Source organism: Saccharopolyspora sp. NPDC002578, assembly GCF_053592695.1.
The window spans coordinates 87245-103492 of sequence record NZ_JBSFWJ010000001.1 but is presented as its reverse complement, the minus strand read 5'-3'; the positions used below and the strand labels follow the sequence as shown (position 1 = coordinate 103492).

The 16248-nt window shown below is 72.3% G+C and carries 12 protein-coding genes; 2 read left to right on the top strand and 10 right to left on the bottom strand.

The genetic code is table 11. The features are described from left to right. Positions 1–7: 7 nt before the first annotated feature. On the bottom strand, positions 8–484 hold the full coding sequence (locus ACWD38_RS00460; protein WP_184479227.1) for a YkvA family protein: 477 nt from the start codon (positions 482–484) through the stop codon (positions 8–10). Between the two features lie 157 nt (positions 485–641). Between ACWD38_RS00460 and murJ the strand changes: the two genes are divergently transcribed. Further along, positions 642–2261, top strand: coding sequence for a murein biosynthesis integral membrane protein MurJ (gene murJ, locus ACWD38_RS00455; RefSeq protein ID WP_184479226.1), 1620 nt, complete (start codon positions 642–644; stop codon positions 2259–2261). On the opposite strand, the gene ACWD38_RS00450 is transcribed toward murJ, so the two are convergent. From ACWD38_RS00450 to ACWD38_RS00410, 9 genes are all read right to left on the bottom strand, one after another. Continuing rightward, positions 2262–2987 carry a type 1 glutamine amidotransferase gene (locus ACWD38_RS00450; RefSeq protein WP_184479225.1) on the bottom strand — a complete coding sequence of 242 codons (726 nt, stop codon included), beginning with the start codon at positions 2985–2987 and terminating at the stop codon, positions 2262–2264. Beyond that, positions 2984–4405 carry a MurT ligase domain-containing protein gene (locus ACWD38_RS00445; protein WP_184479224.1) on the bottom strand — a complete coding sequence of 474 codons (1422 nt, stop codon included), beginning with the start codon at positions 4403–4405 and terminating at the stop codon, positions 2984–2986. The genes ACWD38_RS00450 and ACWD38_RS00445 overlap by 4 nt, the downstream gene beginning before the upstream one ends. Positions 4406–4461: 56 nt before the next feature. Further along, entirely contained in the window at positions 4462–4656 is a 195-nt protein-coding gene (locus tag ACWD38_RS00440) for an MYXO-CTERM sorting domain-containing protein (RefSeq protein WP_184479223.1), read from the bottom strand. A gap of 533 nt (positions 4657–5189) precedes the next feature. Next, positions 5190–7547: an FtsX-like permease family protein gene (locus ACWD38_RS00435; protein WP_450122997.1), complete on the bottom strand. Its 2358-nt coding sequence runs from the start codon at positions 7545–7547 to the stop codon at positions 5190–5192. Beyond that, positions 7544–8245 carry an ABC transporter ATP-binding protein gene (locus ACWD38_RS00430; protein WP_184479221.1) on the bottom strand — a complete coding sequence of 234 codons (702 nt, stop codon included), beginning with the start codon at positions 8243–8245 and terminating at the stop codon, positions 7544–7546. The genes ACWD38_RS00435 and ACWD38_RS00430 overlap by 4 nt, the downstream gene beginning before the upstream one ends. Positions 8246–8540: 295 nt before the next feature. After that, positions 8541–9476 (bottom strand): NrfD/PsrC family molybdoenzyme membrane anchor subunit, encoded by a 936-nt coding sequence (nrfD, locus tag ACWD38_RS00425; protein WP_450122996.1) that lies wholly within the window; start codon positions 9474–9476, stop codon positions 8541–8543. After that, complete coding sequence (locus ACWD38_RS00420; protein ID WP_343071375.1) at positions 9476–10372, bottom strand: 4Fe-4S dicluster domain-containing protein; 897 nt, start codon at positions 10370–10372, stop codon at positions 9476–9478. The genes nrfD and ACWD38_RS00420 overlap by 1 nt, the downstream gene beginning before the upstream one ends. Positions 10373–10386: 14 nt before the next feature. Beyond that, positions 10387–13689, bottom strand: coding sequence for a formate dehydrogenase (gene fdh, locus ACWD38_RS00415; protein ID WP_450122995.1), 3303 nt, complete (start codon positions 13687–13689; stop codon positions 10387–10389). Positions 13690–13784: 95 nt separating this feature from the next. Beyond that, complete coding sequence (locus ACWD38_RS00410) at positions 13785–15461, bottom strand: MFS transporter (RefSeq protein WP_450122994.1); 1677 nt, start codon at positions 15459–15461, stop codon at positions 13785–13787. Between the two features lie 121 nt (positions 15462–15582). Here ACWD38_RS00410 and ACWD38_RS00405 point away from each other — a divergent pair, with 121 nt between their 5' ends. Then, complete coding sequence (locus tag ACWD38_RS00405) at positions 15583–16242, top strand: TetR family transcriptional regulator (RefSeq protein WP_184479215.1); 660 nt, start codon at positions 15583–15585, stop codon at positions 16240–16242. Positions 16243–16248 lie beyond the last annotated feature (6 nt).

Here is a 16248-nt window from a genome sequence, read left to right as displayed (position 1 = left end):
CCAGGAGTCAGTCCTGCTCCGCGGCACCGATCGCGCGCTGCCGGGCGATCTGGTTGCCCGCCTCCGCGTAGAGGCTCGTGACCAGCCAGGCACCGACCCCGATGTCATCGGTGATCCCCACCAGCGGCAACAGGTCCGGGATCACGTCGAGCGGCCAGATCAAGTACAGCACCCCCGCCAGCCACAGCACCGTCTGGTACCGCGGCACCGCCGCCTCCCCACCGCGCCACGGCGCCGCGATCATCGACGGGATCGCGCGCAGCCGCTGCACCGGCCCACCCGTGCCGGGAGCCGACGACGCGACCCGGCGAGCCGCCCGCAGCGGGGCGAGCCTGCGGCGCACCCGCGCCACCACCCCGGCCACCAGCACCCCGATCCCGGCCGCGATCAGGCCACCGGGCAGCAACCACCACTGCCCGCTCCAGTCCCCGACCACGAGCGTGATCAAGCCCGCCAGCACGAGCACTCCACCCACGGCGATCATGGCGCACACCTCTCCGCCGCACCGACGATCGTGCGGACGGCCACCAGCCTGTCACGAACCGCCACCGGCCTCACCCGCCCGGTGAACCGGGACGCGGGCCTGCCTGATCCGTGCCACAGTCGCCGAGGGCACGGATCAGGGGACGGTTGGGGGCACCGTGGTCGAACAGGCCGAATCAGCACGCCGGCCGCCGTCGCTGGCACGGGCGGGCGGCACGATGGCCATCGCCACCATCGTCAGCCGCATCACCGGCCTGGCCGCGAAGGTCGTGCTGGTCGCCGTCCTCGGACTCGGCATGGTCAACGACTCCTACACGGTCGCCAACACCCTGCCGACCGTCGTCAACGAACTCCTGCTCGGCGGTGTGCTCACCAGCGTCGCCGTCCCGCTGCTCGTGCGGGCGCAGCAACGCGGGGAACGCGACGGCGAGTCCTACGCGCAATGGCTGATCACCACAGGCGGGGTGCTGATGGCGGGCGCCACCGTCCTGGCCGTGGCCACCGCTCCCCTGCTCACCGCCCTCTACCTCGGCGCCGACACCCGCGCGAACACCGCGCTGACCACCGCGTTCGCCTACCTGCTGCTGCCCGCGATCCTCTTTTACGGCCTGTCCGCGCTGCTCTCAGCGGTGCTCAACGCGCGGCACGTGTTCGGACCGCCCGCCTGGGCACCGGTGCTCAACAACGTCGTCGTGCTCGCCACCGCCGGAGTGTTCGTGCTGCTGCCCGGCACCATCTCGCTCGACCCGGTGCGCATGGGCGAACCGAAGCTGCTGGTCCTCGGCATCGGCACCGCGCTCGGCATCGTCGCGCAGAGCCTCGTGGTCGCCATCGCGCTGCGCCGCACCGGGTTCCGATACCGCTGGCGGTGGGGCTGGGACCACCGGCTCGGCGAGTTCGCCTCGCTCGCCGGCTGGGTCGTGCTCTACACCCTGATCAGCCAGCTCGGCATGATCGTCACCACCCGGGTCGGCGCGCAGGGCACCGAAGGCAGCGTCGCCACCTTCACCTACGCCTGGCTGCTGTCCCAAGTGCCCTACGGAGTGCTCGGCGTGTCCCTGCTGACGGCGCTCATGCCGCGCATCAGCCGCTCCGCGACCGACCCGGACTCCCGCGAGTTCGTCGCCGACCTCTCCCTGGGAACCAGGATGAGCGCGGTGCTGCTGCTGCCGATCAGCGCGCTGATGCTGGTCGCGGGCGGCTCCCTCGGCATCGCGTTCTTCTCGCTCGGCAACAACGGCATCGCCGCCGCCGACCGGCTCGGCGCGACCATCGGCGTGTGCGCGCTGGGCATCGTGCCGTTCGCGATCACCATGCTGCAGCTGCGCGCCTTCTACGCGATGAAGGACGCCCGCACCCCGACCGTCATCAACCTGATCATGGTCGGCTTCCGCGCGGCGCTGTGCTACCTGTTCCTCGCCACCACCGATCCGCAGGACCTCGTGGTGGGCGTCGCGCTGGCCATGTCGCTGAGCTTCGTCGTCGGCGCCCTCGTCGGGCAGCTCTGGCTCAGCGCCCGGGTCGGCGGCATCCGCACCCGCCGCACCGGGCTCAGCATCCTGCGCGCGCTCGCCGTCACCGCCGTGGCATGCTGCTGCGCCGTCGCCGCCGACGCCGCCCTCAGCGCCGCGCTCGGCACCACCGGAGTGATCGCCGGTGCCTGGCTCACGCTCGTCGTCGACGGCGTCGTCGTGCTCGCCGTCAGCTTCGGCGGCCTGCTGCTGGTCAAAGCCCCGGAGATGGAACCAGTCCGGGCCGCCCTGCAGCGCCGCCGCTGATCACTTCGGGTTGCGCGCGCGCATCCTGCTGCGCTCCACGCGCAGCGCGGCGAGCTCCTCCGGTTCGGCGATCGGCTGCAGCGGAGCCCCCACCGCCCAGCCCAGCAGCAGATCCGCCAGCGCCGGATTGCGCGCCAGGATCGGCCCGTGCAGGTAGGTGCACACCACGTGCCCGCGCACCACGCCCTCCGCGCGGTCGGGGCCGTTGCCGATCCCGCGGGTGACCCGCCCCAACGGCATCGACCCCGAACCCAGACGGGTCCGGCCCAGGTGGTTCTCGAAACCCGTGAGCATGCCGACCCCGGCGAGCAGGCAGTCCGTGGTCACCTCGCCGATCGCCCGCTCCCCCGCGGGTTCGGTGACCGCGTCGACCAGCCCGAGCCCCTCGTGGCGCACCCCGTCACCGGTCGTGAACTCGGTGCCCAGCACTTGGAGGCCACCGCAGATCCCCAGCACCGGAGCACCGCGCGCCGCGGCGCGCTGCAGGCCCGGCGATCGGGACAGCACCCGCATCGCCGCGGTCTGCGCCACGTCCTCACCACCGCCGAGCAGGTACACGTCGCAGGAGTCGGGCACCGACGCGGAGGAGGACAGCACGGTGACCGTCTCCGACGGGATGCCCCGCCAGTGCAGCCGCCGCTCCAGCACCAGCATGTTCCCGCGATCCCCGTAGGTTCCCAGCAGGTCCGGCAGCACCAGCGCGATCCGCACGCCCTCGCCGCTCATCGGGCCACGCTCCGGGCCAGCAGGTCGCGGAACGCGGTGTAGTTCGCGACCACGTCCGGTTCCGGCCCGCTGCGGACCAGCGCGTCCTGCGCGGTGGCGGTCACCTCGCAGGACACCCCCGCGTACCGCAGCCGCACCGCCAGGTCCAATCCCCGGTCCCCGGTCACCAGCACCGACCTCCCCCGCAGCGCCTCGAAGTCCACGTCCCACAGCCACGACACGTCGTAGCCGTCGGCTTCCCTGCTGTTGACCGCCAGGATCAGCGGGCGGTCGTGCCCGGAGACGAGGTCGAGCATCTCCAGCCAGCTCGCCGGGTTCTTCGCCAGCAGCAACCGCACGACCCGGTCGTCGAGCAGCACCGTCGAGTAGCGCCCGCTGGCCTGGCGCAGGTCCGCGACGCGGCGCAGCACTTCGGCGGGGTCGCAGCCGAGCTCGGCGGCCGCCGCCACGGCGAACGTCGCGTTGATCCGGTTCACGTGGCCGGGAAGCGCCAGGTCCAGCGGGTGTTCCACGCCGTCCGGGCCGATCACGCCGGTCTCGGTGACCGTCCAGTCGGCGTCCGGGCGCGAGAGCCCGCATTCGCAGTGCCAGGGCCCGTCGAGGTCGGTGAGGAACGCTCCGCAGCGCGGGCAGTTCAGCGCGTCGTGCGTCCACCGCGCGCCACCGGACACCCAGGTCACCGACGGGTGCCCGGCGCCGATGGAGACGATGTTCGGGTCGTCGCGGTTGGCCACCACCCGGGTCTGCGGTGCCCGTTCCAGGGCGGTGCGCAGGCTGCGCTGCACGGTGCGGATCTCGCCGACCCGGTCCATCTGGTCCCGGCTGAGGTTGAGCAGCAGGATCACCGAGGGGGCGAACTCCGCGGTGACCTGCGCGAGGTGCAGCTCGTCGACCTCCAGCGCGGCGAACGGCGCGGACAGGTCGGTCATCAGCGCCGCCACGTGCCCGTCGAGCATGTTGGCCCCGGTGACGTTGCTGGTGGCCGCGCCTCGGCTGCGCAGCGCTTCAGCGACGAGCGCGGTCGTGGTGGTCTTGCCGTTGGTCCCGGTGATCATGACGATCCGGCGGCCCGCGGCGAGCTTGGCGAGCAGTCCGGGTTGCAGGCTCAGCGCGAGCCTGCCGCCGATCATGCCGCCGCTGCCCAAGCGCAGCCGGCGCGACATGCTCGCCACGACCCGTCCGGCGCCGAGCGCCAGCGACGTGCGCAGCGGGCCGCCCGGTGCCGGTGGCGCCGGGCGCGGCGGGGCGATCACCCGCCACGGCGAGATCGGCTCGGTCGGCGCGGACGGGTCGGGTGACGTCGGCGGGCCTTCGGCTTCACGAGGCCGCGGCGTCGTCGCTCCGCCCGCCGCGGCCCGATCCCCGTCGGCCTCGCCCTGCTCCGTCGCCCGTTCGCCGTCCCTTCTGGTTCCGGTCATTCGTCACTCCCCCTTGACGAACAGCGGTGGTGCGGTGGCCGGTCGCCGGCGTCACCTCACTGCCGCGGGACCAGGGGGTCGGCCAGGTCCGACCTGCTCACCACCCTCGCCCGCCGCTTCGACAGTGTGGCCCGCCGTCGGCGATACAGCGCGACGAATCCGAGCAGGCCACCGGCGGTCAAGGTCATCGCGCCGACTTCGCCGTGCGTGCTCATCGCCTCGGCCAACACCACCTGGTGCGCGGGGGACATGACTGCGAAGCACCTCCATCCCCGGGCCGGTCGAGTTCGTTGCCCGGCGACCCACCATCGTCCGAGTCCGGCGGTCACGGACCGGGGCGGACATGCCGGGGCGTCACCCGGCCGGGCTGCCCGATCCGGTCGTCCGTGGTGATCGCGGACGGGTGCGCTCGTCCGGCGATCAGGAGGCAAACCTCACTAGGCTCGGAGCCGCGTCAGGTGCCGAGACCACCGGACGCGGTGCCCGCGGCGCGGCTGCGACCGAGTCCGCCGGCGCTCTCTCCGAGGCCTTTCCGGGAGTTCTGCGATGGCCCAGTACCTGCTGCTGTTGTTGTTGGGCGCGGTGGCGCTGGCCGGCGTCTGGTGGACGGTGTGGGACGTCCGTTCCGACCTGCGCCGCAGGCGCCTGAAGTAGCGCGTGCTTTTCTGCTCTGTTGCCGGTTGTGTGGTTGTTGCTGTCGAGCGTTAATTTCACTCGACACTGAATGAATCGTGACTGTAGAGAATTTGCGGCGCGCTCGGCAGAGGGAGGGACTGCGTGCGAATTACTCGGTGTGGAGGCCTTCCGAGCTCATGGCGCGGGACAGCGCGGGAGCGGTCAGCGCGGTCACGACCAGGACCGACACGGCGGCGAAGCTGAGCACCACGCCCATCCCCGCCAGGTCGAACACCGGGTAGATCCGGAACAGCGTCACGATCAGCAACGTCCCCAGCCCCAGCCCGATCGGCACCGCGAGCACCGCAGTGAGCAGCATCGGCACCGCGTTCTGCAGGAACGCCGACCACACGAGCGTGCTGCGCCGGGCGCCGACGGCCCCGAGCACCGCCATCGGCCGGGTCCGCTCCTGGATCTGCTCGATCGCGGTGACCAGCAGGCTGCACCCGATGAGGGAGAACGTCACCAGCGCTCCGAGCAGCAGCGCGTGCTTGACCGCGCGGATCTGCTCTACGGTCTCGGTCAGGTTTTGGTCGCTGTAGGAGGTGTTGACCGATCCGCCGGTCAGGTTCGCGGCCACCACGTTGCGCACCGACTCCAGCAGTTCCGGCGCGACCGGGCCATCGGTCTCGATGTCCAGCCAGACCGAGCGCATGTCCATCGGGATGCCGACGGCCGCGGCGGGTGTGAGCACGAGGTCCGCGGACTTCAGGTCGTCGGTCGGCTCCTCGATGTCCTGGTGCGGCGGCACCTGCCAGGCCACCGTGCCCGGCCCCGTGGCCAGGGAACCGCGACCGAAGATCTCGAACAGCTCGCCCTCCCGCAGCGGTCGATCAGCCCCATCTCCCTGGACGTTCTCACCACGTCCGGTCGCGGTGCGGTACGCCGCTCCGTCCGCGCACTCCTCGGGCTCGAGCTCGGTGTCGCGGGCGATGGTGGCGCAGTCCGCGATCGCCACCGAGCGATGCGGCGACTCGTCGCCGGACGTCAGGCTCGCGGAGTGCCCGCCGACCACGGCGTGGACGCCGGGCAGCGAGCTGATCTCGGTGAGCGCGGACGCGAGCCCGTCACGGCCCTGCAGGTCCTCCTGGGCCGACACCGTGATCCCCGGAGTCGGCAGCGGCACCGCCCGGTCCTCCCCCACCGTCGCCTCCACGGAAGCGATCAGGGTCTGGAGGCCGATCACGCCGGTGACCACCACTGCGATGGCGCTGACCGAACGAGCGGCGGTACCGCTGGTGAAGTGCAGCCTGCGCACCGCGAGCTGCCAGGCCACCGGGCCCCCGCTCGACGAGCGGGCCAGCGCGTCCACGGTCCACGGCAGCAGCAGCGGCACCGACACGAGGATCAACGTGACCGCGCTGACCAGCATGTACACGAAGAGCCCGTCGTTGGTCCAGCGCATCGCGGCGGTCAGGCCGATCAACGCGACGCCGGCGACCAGCGGCACGCAACGCACCCACAGCCGCCGACGCACCGGCATGCCCTGCCGGACCCAGCGCAGCGGGTCGTCGACCGCGCCGCGCAGCGACGCCAGCGACAGGACCACCGTCATCGCGGGCACCCCGATGCTGATCAGGACGGCGAGCCACCACACCGGGGACAGGTCCTGGGTGGAGACGGAGTTGGTGGCCACCTCCACGTTCCCCGCCACCGCGCGAACGCCCAGGAACATCGCCCAGCCCGCGACGACCCCGGCGAGCGCTCCGACGAGGCTTTCCCCGGAGGCGATGCGGCGCACCTGCCAGGCACCCGCGCCGACCAGCCGGAGGGCGGCGAGCCGCCGCTGCCGGGCGGCTTCGGCGAGCCGGGCCGTGCTCACCACGAACACGATCACCGGTACGAGCAGCACGCAGATGCCCGTCATCCACAGCAGCCAGGCGTCCTGCGACATGCCGTCGTTGTCGCGGCGCTCACCGAAGTGGTCGTCGACGCGGTAGGTCGCGTTCCACTCGGTCAGGCCGGTGGTGCCCGCGTAGTAGTACAGCTCGCCGGGAGCGAGCAGGCCCGCGTCGCCGATGTGGCCGACGACGTGCCCGGCCAGTCGTTGCCGCAGCAGTTCGGACTCGGGCTGGGCGAGCAGTTCCCCGAGGGCCGGGGACACCACCAGCTCGCCCGGACCGGGCACGCGGTCCAAGCCCGGGGGCACGGGCGCGTCCGGGCGTTGTGCTTGCAGCAGCCTGCCCTGGATCGACTGTTCGTGGAACGAGGTCGATCCGTTCATGCCGAGCACCGCGGCGGGGGTCTCGGCGGTCACGCTGGAGGTGGCCGGCATGGCGCGCTCGGCCAAGCGCTGGTCCCTGTTGTCGAGCCACGTCGGCAGCCCCGCGCTGGCCAGCAGGACCGTGACGCCGATGCCCACGCCGACGGTCATCAGCGCGAGGCGCCCCCACGGGGTGTGGCGATCGCCGATGGCGAGCCGGACGCCGAGGACGAGGTCGGCGGCCCAGGTGCGCAGCCTGCTCATCGTGCGGTCTCCTCCAGCAGCGTCCGGCCGTCGCGGATCACGACCTCCCGGTCGGCGTAGGAGGCGACGCTGGCCTCGTGGGTCACCAGGACCACGGCGCTTCCCGATTCGGCGGCGGTCTCCGCGAGCAGCCGCATCACCTGTTCGCCGCCGACGGAGTCGAGCGCGCCGGTCGGCTCGTCGGCGAAGATCACCGCGGGGTCGGCCACCAAGGCGCGGGCCAGCGCGGCGCGCTGTCCCTGCCCGCCGGAGATCTCGCCGGGGCGCTTGTCGGACTGCCCCGCCACCTCCAGCTTCTCCGCCCAGTCGCGGGCGCGGGCTTCCGCCTTGCGGCGGGCGACGCCGTTGAGCCGCAGCGGCAGCGCGATGTTCTCCAGCACGCTGAGCTCGGGGACGAGCTGGCCGAACTGGAACACGAAGCCGAATTCGCTGCGCCGCAGGGCGCTGCGCTCGTCGTCGGTCATGGCGGTGACGTCGCGGCCGCGGAAGCGGACCGTGCCCGATTCGGGGGGGACCACGCCGGCCAGGCAGTGCAGCAACGTCGACTTCCCGGAGCCGGACGCGCCGACGACGGCGACGACCTCACCGGCGTCGACCGCGAGCTCGGCCCCGCGCAGCGCTGGGGTGGGTCCGAAAGAGCAGACCAGGTCGGTGCCGGTGAGCATCGATTCGGTCCCGGACCTCGACGCGGCGGTCATGGTGATTCTCCTCGTGCGAACTGACGTGTCGGGCCTGCCGCCGGTCGAAGACGGTCACGTCCCGCGCGCGGCCGGGCGTGCGGGACGCCCCACGCTACGACGGCGTCCACGGCTCCACGGCCGGTTCGGGACACCGGTAGGGATTCCCCTTGTGCGAAAGCGATCGGCCGCTACCGCGCGGATCGGCCCGAGGGCACGTCGTGAGCACCGGCGTGGCCGGTCGACGGGCTCCGGCCGATCAAGCATGGACGAACCCTACACGGCGCTGCGGTGCGGTCCGGGCGGTTTCGCGAGATCACTCGGATTCGATGCGGGCGAGCCGTTCCCGCTGCGGGACGACCGTGTACTTCGGGTCGCGCGCCGAGACGCGGCCGGCTTCGAAGATGCCGTAGCGGGTGGCGGCACCGGCGACTCCCAGGCACAGCCCCGCGACCGCCGCGACCCGCCGGTCCCGGCCCGCCACCGCGGTCGCGACCGCTGCCACGCAGGTCAGCGCCTTCGCCGCGCGCAGCACCGCGCCCGGTGTGCCCGTGCGGTAGGCCTCGGCGACGAGCCCGGCGTCGCGGAGCATGAGTTCCTCCGCGCCCAGCTCCAGCACCGCGCCCGCGACCGCCATGCGCCGCGCGGGGCCCGCTTCGCCGACGGGAACGCTCAGCAGCGCGAGACCGCCCGCGGTGGACACGGCGCTGCCCGCGAACACGAACGGCAGTTCCCGGTGCACCTCGTGCCAGCCGGGCACGGCGGTGTCGGCGAGCAGCACCGCCGTGTAGGTCGTCATCGCGGGCGCCACCAGCCCGGAGACGAGTCCGCTGAGCCTGCCGAGTCCGGGTAGCAGCCCGGTGACCTCGCTGGCGGCGGCTGCGGCGGCGACCCCGGAGAACGGCGCGAGGATCCAGGAGCCGACGCTCAGCGGCGAGGTCGGTTTGAACACCCGCAGCATGTGCAGGAACCGGGCGGGCCTGCCCAGGTCGTGGATGAGCGCGATGACGCTGGCGCCCGCTCCGGCGGCCGCGGCCAGCCGCCCGGCTCCGCGCAGTCGAGGCCGTCCCGTCAGGTCCGCCAGCGCCGCCATGGTGGCGGAGGCTCCGGCGAGGCCGCCGAGGAACAGGTAGGCCGGGACGTCGGGCACCTTCCACGTAGGGGTCTTGATGATCTGGCGGCCGTAGTAGGAGCGGAACTCCGCGTCCGGCACGATCGATTCGCCGCGGCCCTTGCCCCTGCGCCCGCCCATCACCGGCGCCTTCCGACGAAGCAGGCCGCGATGACGGCCGCCGCCGCACCGGCTGCGGCCCCGGCGTGGCGCCACATCGACGGCAGGTCCCGGGTGGTCACCACCGGGTCCGGTGGCAGTCCGTACACCTCGGGTTCGTCGAGCAGCAGGAAGAAGGCGCCGTCTCCCCCGACGCCGTCGTCGGGTTCGTGGCCGTAGAGCCGCGCACCGGTCTCGCCGCGCCCGTGCAGCTCGTCGACGCGCAGCGCGGCGCGTTCGCGCAGTTCGTCGAGCGGCCCGAACTGGATGGACTCGGTGGGGCACGCCGTGGCGCAGGCCGGGGCGAGCCCGGCGCCGAGCCGGTCCTGGCACATCGTGCACTTGAACGCGCCGCCGTCGCCGGGCCGGATGTCGATCACCCCGTAGGGGCAGGCGGGCACGCAGTAGCCGCAGCCGTTGCAGATGTCGTCCTGGACGAACACGGTGCCGTGCTCGGTGCGGATCAGCGCACCGGTCGGGCACACGTCGAGGCAGGCGGCGTGGGTGCAGTGCTTGCACACGTCGGAGGACATCAGCCACCGCACGCCGCCCGCTTCGTGGGCGGCGTCCTCGCCGGGTGGTGCCATGCCGGGCAAGCCGAGGTCGGTGGTGGTGACCTCCTGTTCGACGAACGCGACGTGCCGCCAGGTGCTCGCGCCGAGGTCCCCGGTGTTGTCGTAGGACATGCCGGTGAGCTCCAGGCCGTCCTCGGGCAGCAGGTTCCACTCCTTGCACGCGACCTCGCAGGCCTTGCAGCCGATGCACACGCTGGTGTCGGTGAAGAACCCGACGCGCTCGGGGTGTTCGGTGTACCCGGCGTCGGCGGCGGGGTCGGCCAGCGGGCCGCTGAGGCGGTGCTGCTCGGTCCGGTCGGCCACGCGTCGCTCCCTTCTCATCGCCCGCTTTCGCGGGGGTCGTCGGCGTGTTCGGTTCCGGTGCGTTCGGTGATGCCCGCGCGCCTGCGGTATGCGGCGACGTAGGCGGCGAGCGCCGGTCCGCGCGGGCGGCGGCCGGGCCGGATGTCGCAGGTGCCCGCCTTGGTCTCCATGATGTGCACGTTGGGGTCCAGGGACACGCCGATCAGCTCGTTCGCGGCGTCGCCGGTGGTGATCCCGTTCGGTCCCCAGTGCCAGGGCAGACCGATCTGGTGCAGGGTGCGGTCGCCGAAGCGCAGCGGCCTGATCCGGCGGGTCACCAGCACCCGGCCTTCGATGGCGCTGCGGGCGGTGACGACGGTGGCCCAGCCGAGGTGGTCGAGCCCGCGTTCGGCGGCGAGTTCCGGGGAGACCTCCAGGAACATGGCGGGGGCGAGTTCGCAGAGGTGGCGCAGCCAGCGGCTCATGCCGCCCGCGGTGTGGTGCTCGGTGAGCCGGAACGTGGTGAACACGTACGGGTAGACCTCGGCGCCGGGTTCGGATCCGCTGGGCTGGTAGCGGTTCTCGGGGCGCTGGTAGGTCTGGCGGGCGGGGTTGCGCTGCTGGTGGTCGTGCAGCGGGTTGGCCAGCGGTGATTCCTGCGGTTCGTAGTGCGCGGGCAGCGGCCCGTCGACGAGTCCGGCGGGGACGTAGAGCCAGCCGCGGCCGTCGCTCTGCATGATGAACGGGTCGGTGCCCGCGATGCCTGCGGGTCCGGTGGCGTCGTCGGCGGGCCGGTAGCCGGGGTGCTTGGCCTTGTCGAAGTCGGGTACGTCGTGCCCGGTCCACTCCCCCGCGCCGGCGTCCCACCAGACGTAGGCCTTGCGCTCGCTCCACGGCCTGCCCTGCGGGTCGGCGGAGGCGCGGTTGTAGAGGGTGCGCCGGTTCGCGGGCCACGCCCAGCCCCATTCGGGCGCGACCCAGCTCTGCTCGCGCCCGGGTCTGCGGCGGGCGGACTGGTTGGTCTCGTCGGCGAACACGCCGCTGTAGATCCAGCAGCCGCAGGAGGTGGAGCCGTCCGCTTCCAGCGCGGTGTAGCCGGGCAGCGCGGCGCCGGTGGCGTCGGTGCCGTTGATCTCGCGCAGCACCGCCGCGGCACTCGGTTCGTCGAGCGGACCGTGCGTCGGGTAGTCCCAGGTGAGGTCGAGCAGCGCGCGGTCGTCGGCGCGCTGCTCGGCGTTGCGCTGCGGTTGCCGTTGGGTGAGCTTGTCCCGGAGCCTGCGGCCGAGGTGGTAGTAGAACCAGAGGTCGCTGCGCTGGTCGTCGCGCGGTTCGACGGCCTTGTGGTGCCATTGCAGCAGCCGCTGGGTGTTGGTGAAGGTGCCGTCCTTCTCGGTGTGGGCGGCGGCGGGCAGGAAGAACACCTCGGTTCCGATGTCCGCTGTGGACAGTTCGCCGCTGTCGATCTCCGGGCCGTCGCGCCAGAACGTGGCGGTCTCGATCATGTTGAGGTCGCGGATCACCAGCCAGTCCAGGTTTGCCAGCCCCAGCCGCTGCTGGCGGGAGTTCGCGGTGCCCACCGCGGGGTTCTCGCCGATGACGAAGTAGCCCTTGACCTTGCCGTCGATCTGGTCGGCGACGGTCTGGAAGCTGCCGTGATCGCCGGTGAGCCGCGGCAGGTCGCCGAAGCGGAAGTCGTTGTCCGCGGTCGCCGTCTCACCCCACCACGCCTTGAGCAGGCTCACCACGTAGGAGCGCATGTTGCCCCAGTAGCCGCGCGCGCTCTCGTCCTGGGCGACGAACGCGTCGAGGTCGTGGTCGGTGTGCGCGTGCGGCATCGGGATGTAGCCGGGCAGCAGGTTGAACAGGGTGGGGATGTCGGTGGAGCCCTGGATGCTGGCGTGTCCGCGCAGCGCGAGGATTCCGGCGCCGGGCCGGCCGACGTTGCCCAGCAGCAGCTGCAGGATCGACGCGGCCCGGATGTACTGCACGCCCACCGTGTGGTGGGTCCAGCCGACGGCGTAGGCGATGGTGCTGGTGCGCTCCCGCCCCGAGTTCGCGGTCAGCGCCTCGGCGACGTGCCGGAAGTCCGCCGCGGGCACGCCGCAGACCTGCTCGACCATCTCCGGGGTGTAGCGGGCGAAGTGCTTGCGCAGCAGCTGGAACACGCAGCGCGGGTGCCGCAGCGTGGGGTCCGTCTCGGGGCGGCCGTGGTAGACGGGTCCGCCGGAGCCGGCGCGCTCGGGTCCGCTGCTGGCCCGTTCGCGGCCGTGCGCGGTGGAGTCACCGGGTGCGGTCTCCGGGCCGTGCCCGGAGACCGCGGGCACGGCGTCGGTGCCCTCGTACTGCCAGCTCGCCGGGTCGTAGGCGCCTTCGGTGGCGTCGAACCCGGAGAACAGGCCGTCGAGGTCTTCGGTGTCCTCGAAGTCCTCGCCGACGATCATCGCCGCGTTGGTGTAGTTCACGACGTAGTCGTGGAAGTAGGCGTCGTGCTCCAGCACGTGGTGGATCAGCCCGCCGAGGAAAGCGATGTCGCTGCCCGCGCGCAGCGGCACGTGCTTGTCGGCGACGGCCGAGGTGCGGGTGAACCGCGGATCCACGTGGATCACGTGCGCGCCGCGGCGCTTGGCCTCCATCACCCACTGGAATCCGACGGGGTGCGCTTCGGCCATGTTGGAGCCCTGGATGAGGATGCAGTCGGCGTTGGCCAGGTCCTGCAGGAAGGTCGTGGCCCCTCCGCGCCCGAACGAGGTCCCCAGACCGGGAACCGTGGAGGAGTGTCAAATGCGCGCCTGGTTCTCCACCTGGATCGCGCCCAGGGCGGTGTAGAGCTTCTTCATGAGGTAGTTCTCCTCGTTGTCGAGGGTCGCTCCTCCGAGGCTCGCGATGCCCATGGTGCGGTGCAGCGTCCGGCCTTGATCGTCGGTTCGCTGCCAGGTGGCGTCGCGCGTGGCGAGCACGCGGTCGGCGATCATGTCCAGCGCGGTGTCGAGGTCCAGGTCCTCCCAGTCGGTGCCGTGCGGGCGCCGGTAGCGGATTTTGGTCTGCCTGCCGGGCGAGGTGACCAGTTCGCGGCTCGCGGAGCCCTTCGGGCACAGCCTGCCGCGGCTGATGGGTGAGTCCGGGTCGCCTTCGATCTGGGTGATCTCGCCGTCGCGCACGAACACCTGCTGGCCGCAGCCCACCGCGCAGTACGGGCACACCGAGCGCACGACCTCGTCGGCCTGCTCGGTGCGGGCGCGGAGGTCCTCGGTGCGGCGGGAGCGGGCGGCGGTGCCGCGTCCGAGCGGGTCGGAGCCGGTGAGCTGGCGGACCAGCGGCCAGTTCAGCCACTGCGGCATCGGCGACCTCCTCCCGCGACGACGACGGCGGGTGCCCGGTGGTCTCCCATCGGACACCCGCCGCGTGATCAACGCAAGCCGGTGGTGTTCGCCGGTCAGCCGCCGACGTTCTCGGCGGGCCGGTCGTCGCCGTGTTCGGCGGCGGAGTCGACCGGGGCGTCGGTGTGGGCGGCCTTGCGGGGCATCCAGATCCAGGCGACCAGCGCGGCGGCCAGGATCAGCCCGGCACCGGCGAGGTTCGCGAACCGCATGCCGCCCATCCAGGACATCATGACGTCCTGGGCGAGGGCCGCGCCCTGCTGCCCGAGGGAGGCGGCGACCTGCAGGCCGCCGGGCAGCGATTCCTTCGCCATCGCCTGGGCCTCCGGCGCGAGACCGGCGACGGCCGGCCCCAGCTGCGTCGAGTAGACGCTGCCGAGGACGCTGCCGAGCACGGCGACGCCCAGCGAGGCGCCGACCTCGCGGGTCACGTCGTTGGTGGCCGAGCCCATGCCCGCCCGCGCCCGCGGCACGTTCGCCATCAGCTGGTCGGTGGCCGGGGCCATCGCCAGCGACATGCCGCCCGAGGTCAGCGCCAGCGGCAGCAGCAGGTTCAGGTAGCCCGAGTCCACGGTCAGCGTGCTGAGCCCGGCCATGCCGCAGGCGGCGAGCACCAGGCCGGTGGTGATGGTGGCGCGCGGCCCGAAGCGGGCGACGATGCCCGCGACCTGCGGGGCGACCAGCACCATCATCACCGACATCGGCAGCATGGCCACCGAGGAGCCCAGCGGCGAGTAGCCGAACACGAGGATCAGCGTCTGGCTCAGCGAGAAGAACACGCCGATCATCGCGAAGAACACCAGCGTCAGCGCCACCGCCGAGGAGGAGAACCCGGCGTTGCGGAACAGGTTCACGTCCAGCATCGGGTCCGTGGCGCGGCGCTCCCACAGCACGAACAGCCCGACCAGCACGAGGCCGGCCGCGACCATGATCAGGGTGCGCGGGGCGGTCCAGCCGACGTGCTGGGCGTCGATGAGGCCGTAGACGACGACGGTGATGCCCGCGGTGGACAGGATCGCGCCGCCGATGTCGATGCCGCCGTGACCGCCTTCGACGGGTGCGGCGCTGCCAGCGTTCTTCGGCACGTACCGAATCCCGGCGAGCACGGCGACGACCACGACGGGGATGTTGATCGCGAACACGGCGTGCCAGGTGGTGAATTCCAGCAGCAGCCCGGCGATCACCGGGCCGAGTGCGGTTCCCGCACCGGAGACCGCGGCCCACACCCCGACCGCCTTGGTGCGCTCGGAGCTGGGGAACACGCTGGTCAGGATGGACAGCGTCACCGGCATGATCATCGAGGCGCCGAGGCCCAGCAGGCCGCGCGCGGCGATCAGCTCGGCGCTGGAGGCCACGAACAGCCACACGTACAGCGAGACGGCCCCGAACAGGATCAGGCCTGCCTGCAGCATCACCTTGCGCCCGTAGCGGTCGGCGAGCGTGGAGGTGGTGAACAGCAGTCCCGCGAACACCAGCGCGTAGGCGTTGCTGAACCACTGCTGGTCAGACAGCGACGAGCCGAGGTCCTGGGACAGGAACGGCAGCGCGACGCCGAGGGAGGTGTTGGCCAGCATCGTGGTCGACAGCGCCAGGCACAGCACCAGCAAGGTGGCCCAGCGGCTGCGGTACACCCGCAGGTCGATGCCGTCGGCGATGGCGCGGCGCTCGCCTTCGGTGACCGGGCCGTCGGCGGCGGGATGCGCACCGCCCGACTCGGGGTGGGAACCGGACACGACGTTCTCCTTGTTCACAGGCGTAGGGCTTGCCGGTCCACGTTATGTCACGACTGCCATTTGTCACTCATGACATCAGTCACCGTTGACGCCGCCCGAACTCCGGGTGAACCTGGGTCGCATGACCGCCGCCCCCGTGTCCCCCGCCGAGCCCGCCGACCGCAGGCGGCGCCGGACCGCGCGCACCCGCGCGGGCATCGAGGAGGCGGCGCTGCGGCTGTTCACCGAGCAGGGCTTCGACGCGACCACCGTGGAGCAGATCGCCGAGGCCGCCGACATCGCGCCGCGCACCTTCTTCCGCCACTTCCCCAGCAAGGACGCCGTCCTGTTCGGCGATTCACTGCGCGAGCAGGAGCGGCTGCGCGAGGTGCTGCTGTCCCGGCCGGCCGGGGAGCACCCGATGCGCAAGCTCGCCGCGGCCATGTTCGACACGGCCCGCCGCATCCAGGCCGACCGCCAGCAGCACCTGATGCGCGCGCAACTGCTGGATTCGCTGGAGGCCACCGGGGACTACGAGTCGCACCTGATGCACCGGCGCTGGGTGCACGAGGTGGCCGCCGCGCTCGCCGAGCACTGCGGCGACGGCGCCTGCCCGCAGCCCCGGCTCTACACGTGGGCGATGCTGATGATGACGTGCTTCGGCTCCGCGATGCGGGAATGGCTGGTGTGCACCGACGGCACCGAGCTGCCCGACATCCTCGCGGCGCTGCTCGACGAGACGACCGCGGGGATGCGGATGATCTCCGAAGGCGACGGCGCCGGGTTCACGAGCGGGGCCTGAGGGGCC

Coding starts and splice junctions, on each gene's coding strand:
- ACWD38_RS00405 (WP_184479215.1), top strand. CDS start 15,583: ATGACCGCCGCCCCCGTGTCCCCCGCCGAGCCCGCCGACCGCAGGCGG.
- ACWD38_RS00460 (WP_184479227.1), bottom strand. CDS start 484: ATGATCGCCGTGGGTGGAGTGCTCGTGCTGGCGGGCTTGATCACGCTC.
- ACWD38_RS00440 (WP_184479223.1), bottom strand. CDS start 4,656: ATGTCCCCCGCGCACCAGGTGGTGTTGGCCGAGGCGATGAGCACGCAC.
- ACWD38_RS00445 (WP_184479224.1), bottom strand. CDS start 4,405: ATGACCGGAACCAGAAGGGACGGCGAACGGGCGACGGAGCAGGGCGAG.
- ACWD38_RS00450 (WP_184479225.1), bottom strand. CDS start 2,987: ATGAGCGGCGAGGGCGTGCGGATCGCGCTGGTGCTGCCGGACCTGCTG.
- ACWD38_RS00435 (WP_450122997.1), bottom strand. CDS start 7,547: ATGAGCAGGCTGCGCACCTGGGCCGCCGACCTCGTCCTCGGCGTCCGG.
- nrfD (WP_450122996.1), bottom strand. CDS start 9,476: ATGGGCGGGCGCAGGGGCAAGGGCCGCGGCGAATCGATCGTGCCGGAC.
- ACWD38_RS00430 (WP_184479221.1), bottom strand. CDS start 8,245: ATGACCGCCGCGTCGAGGTCCGGGACCGAATCGATGCTCACCGGCACC.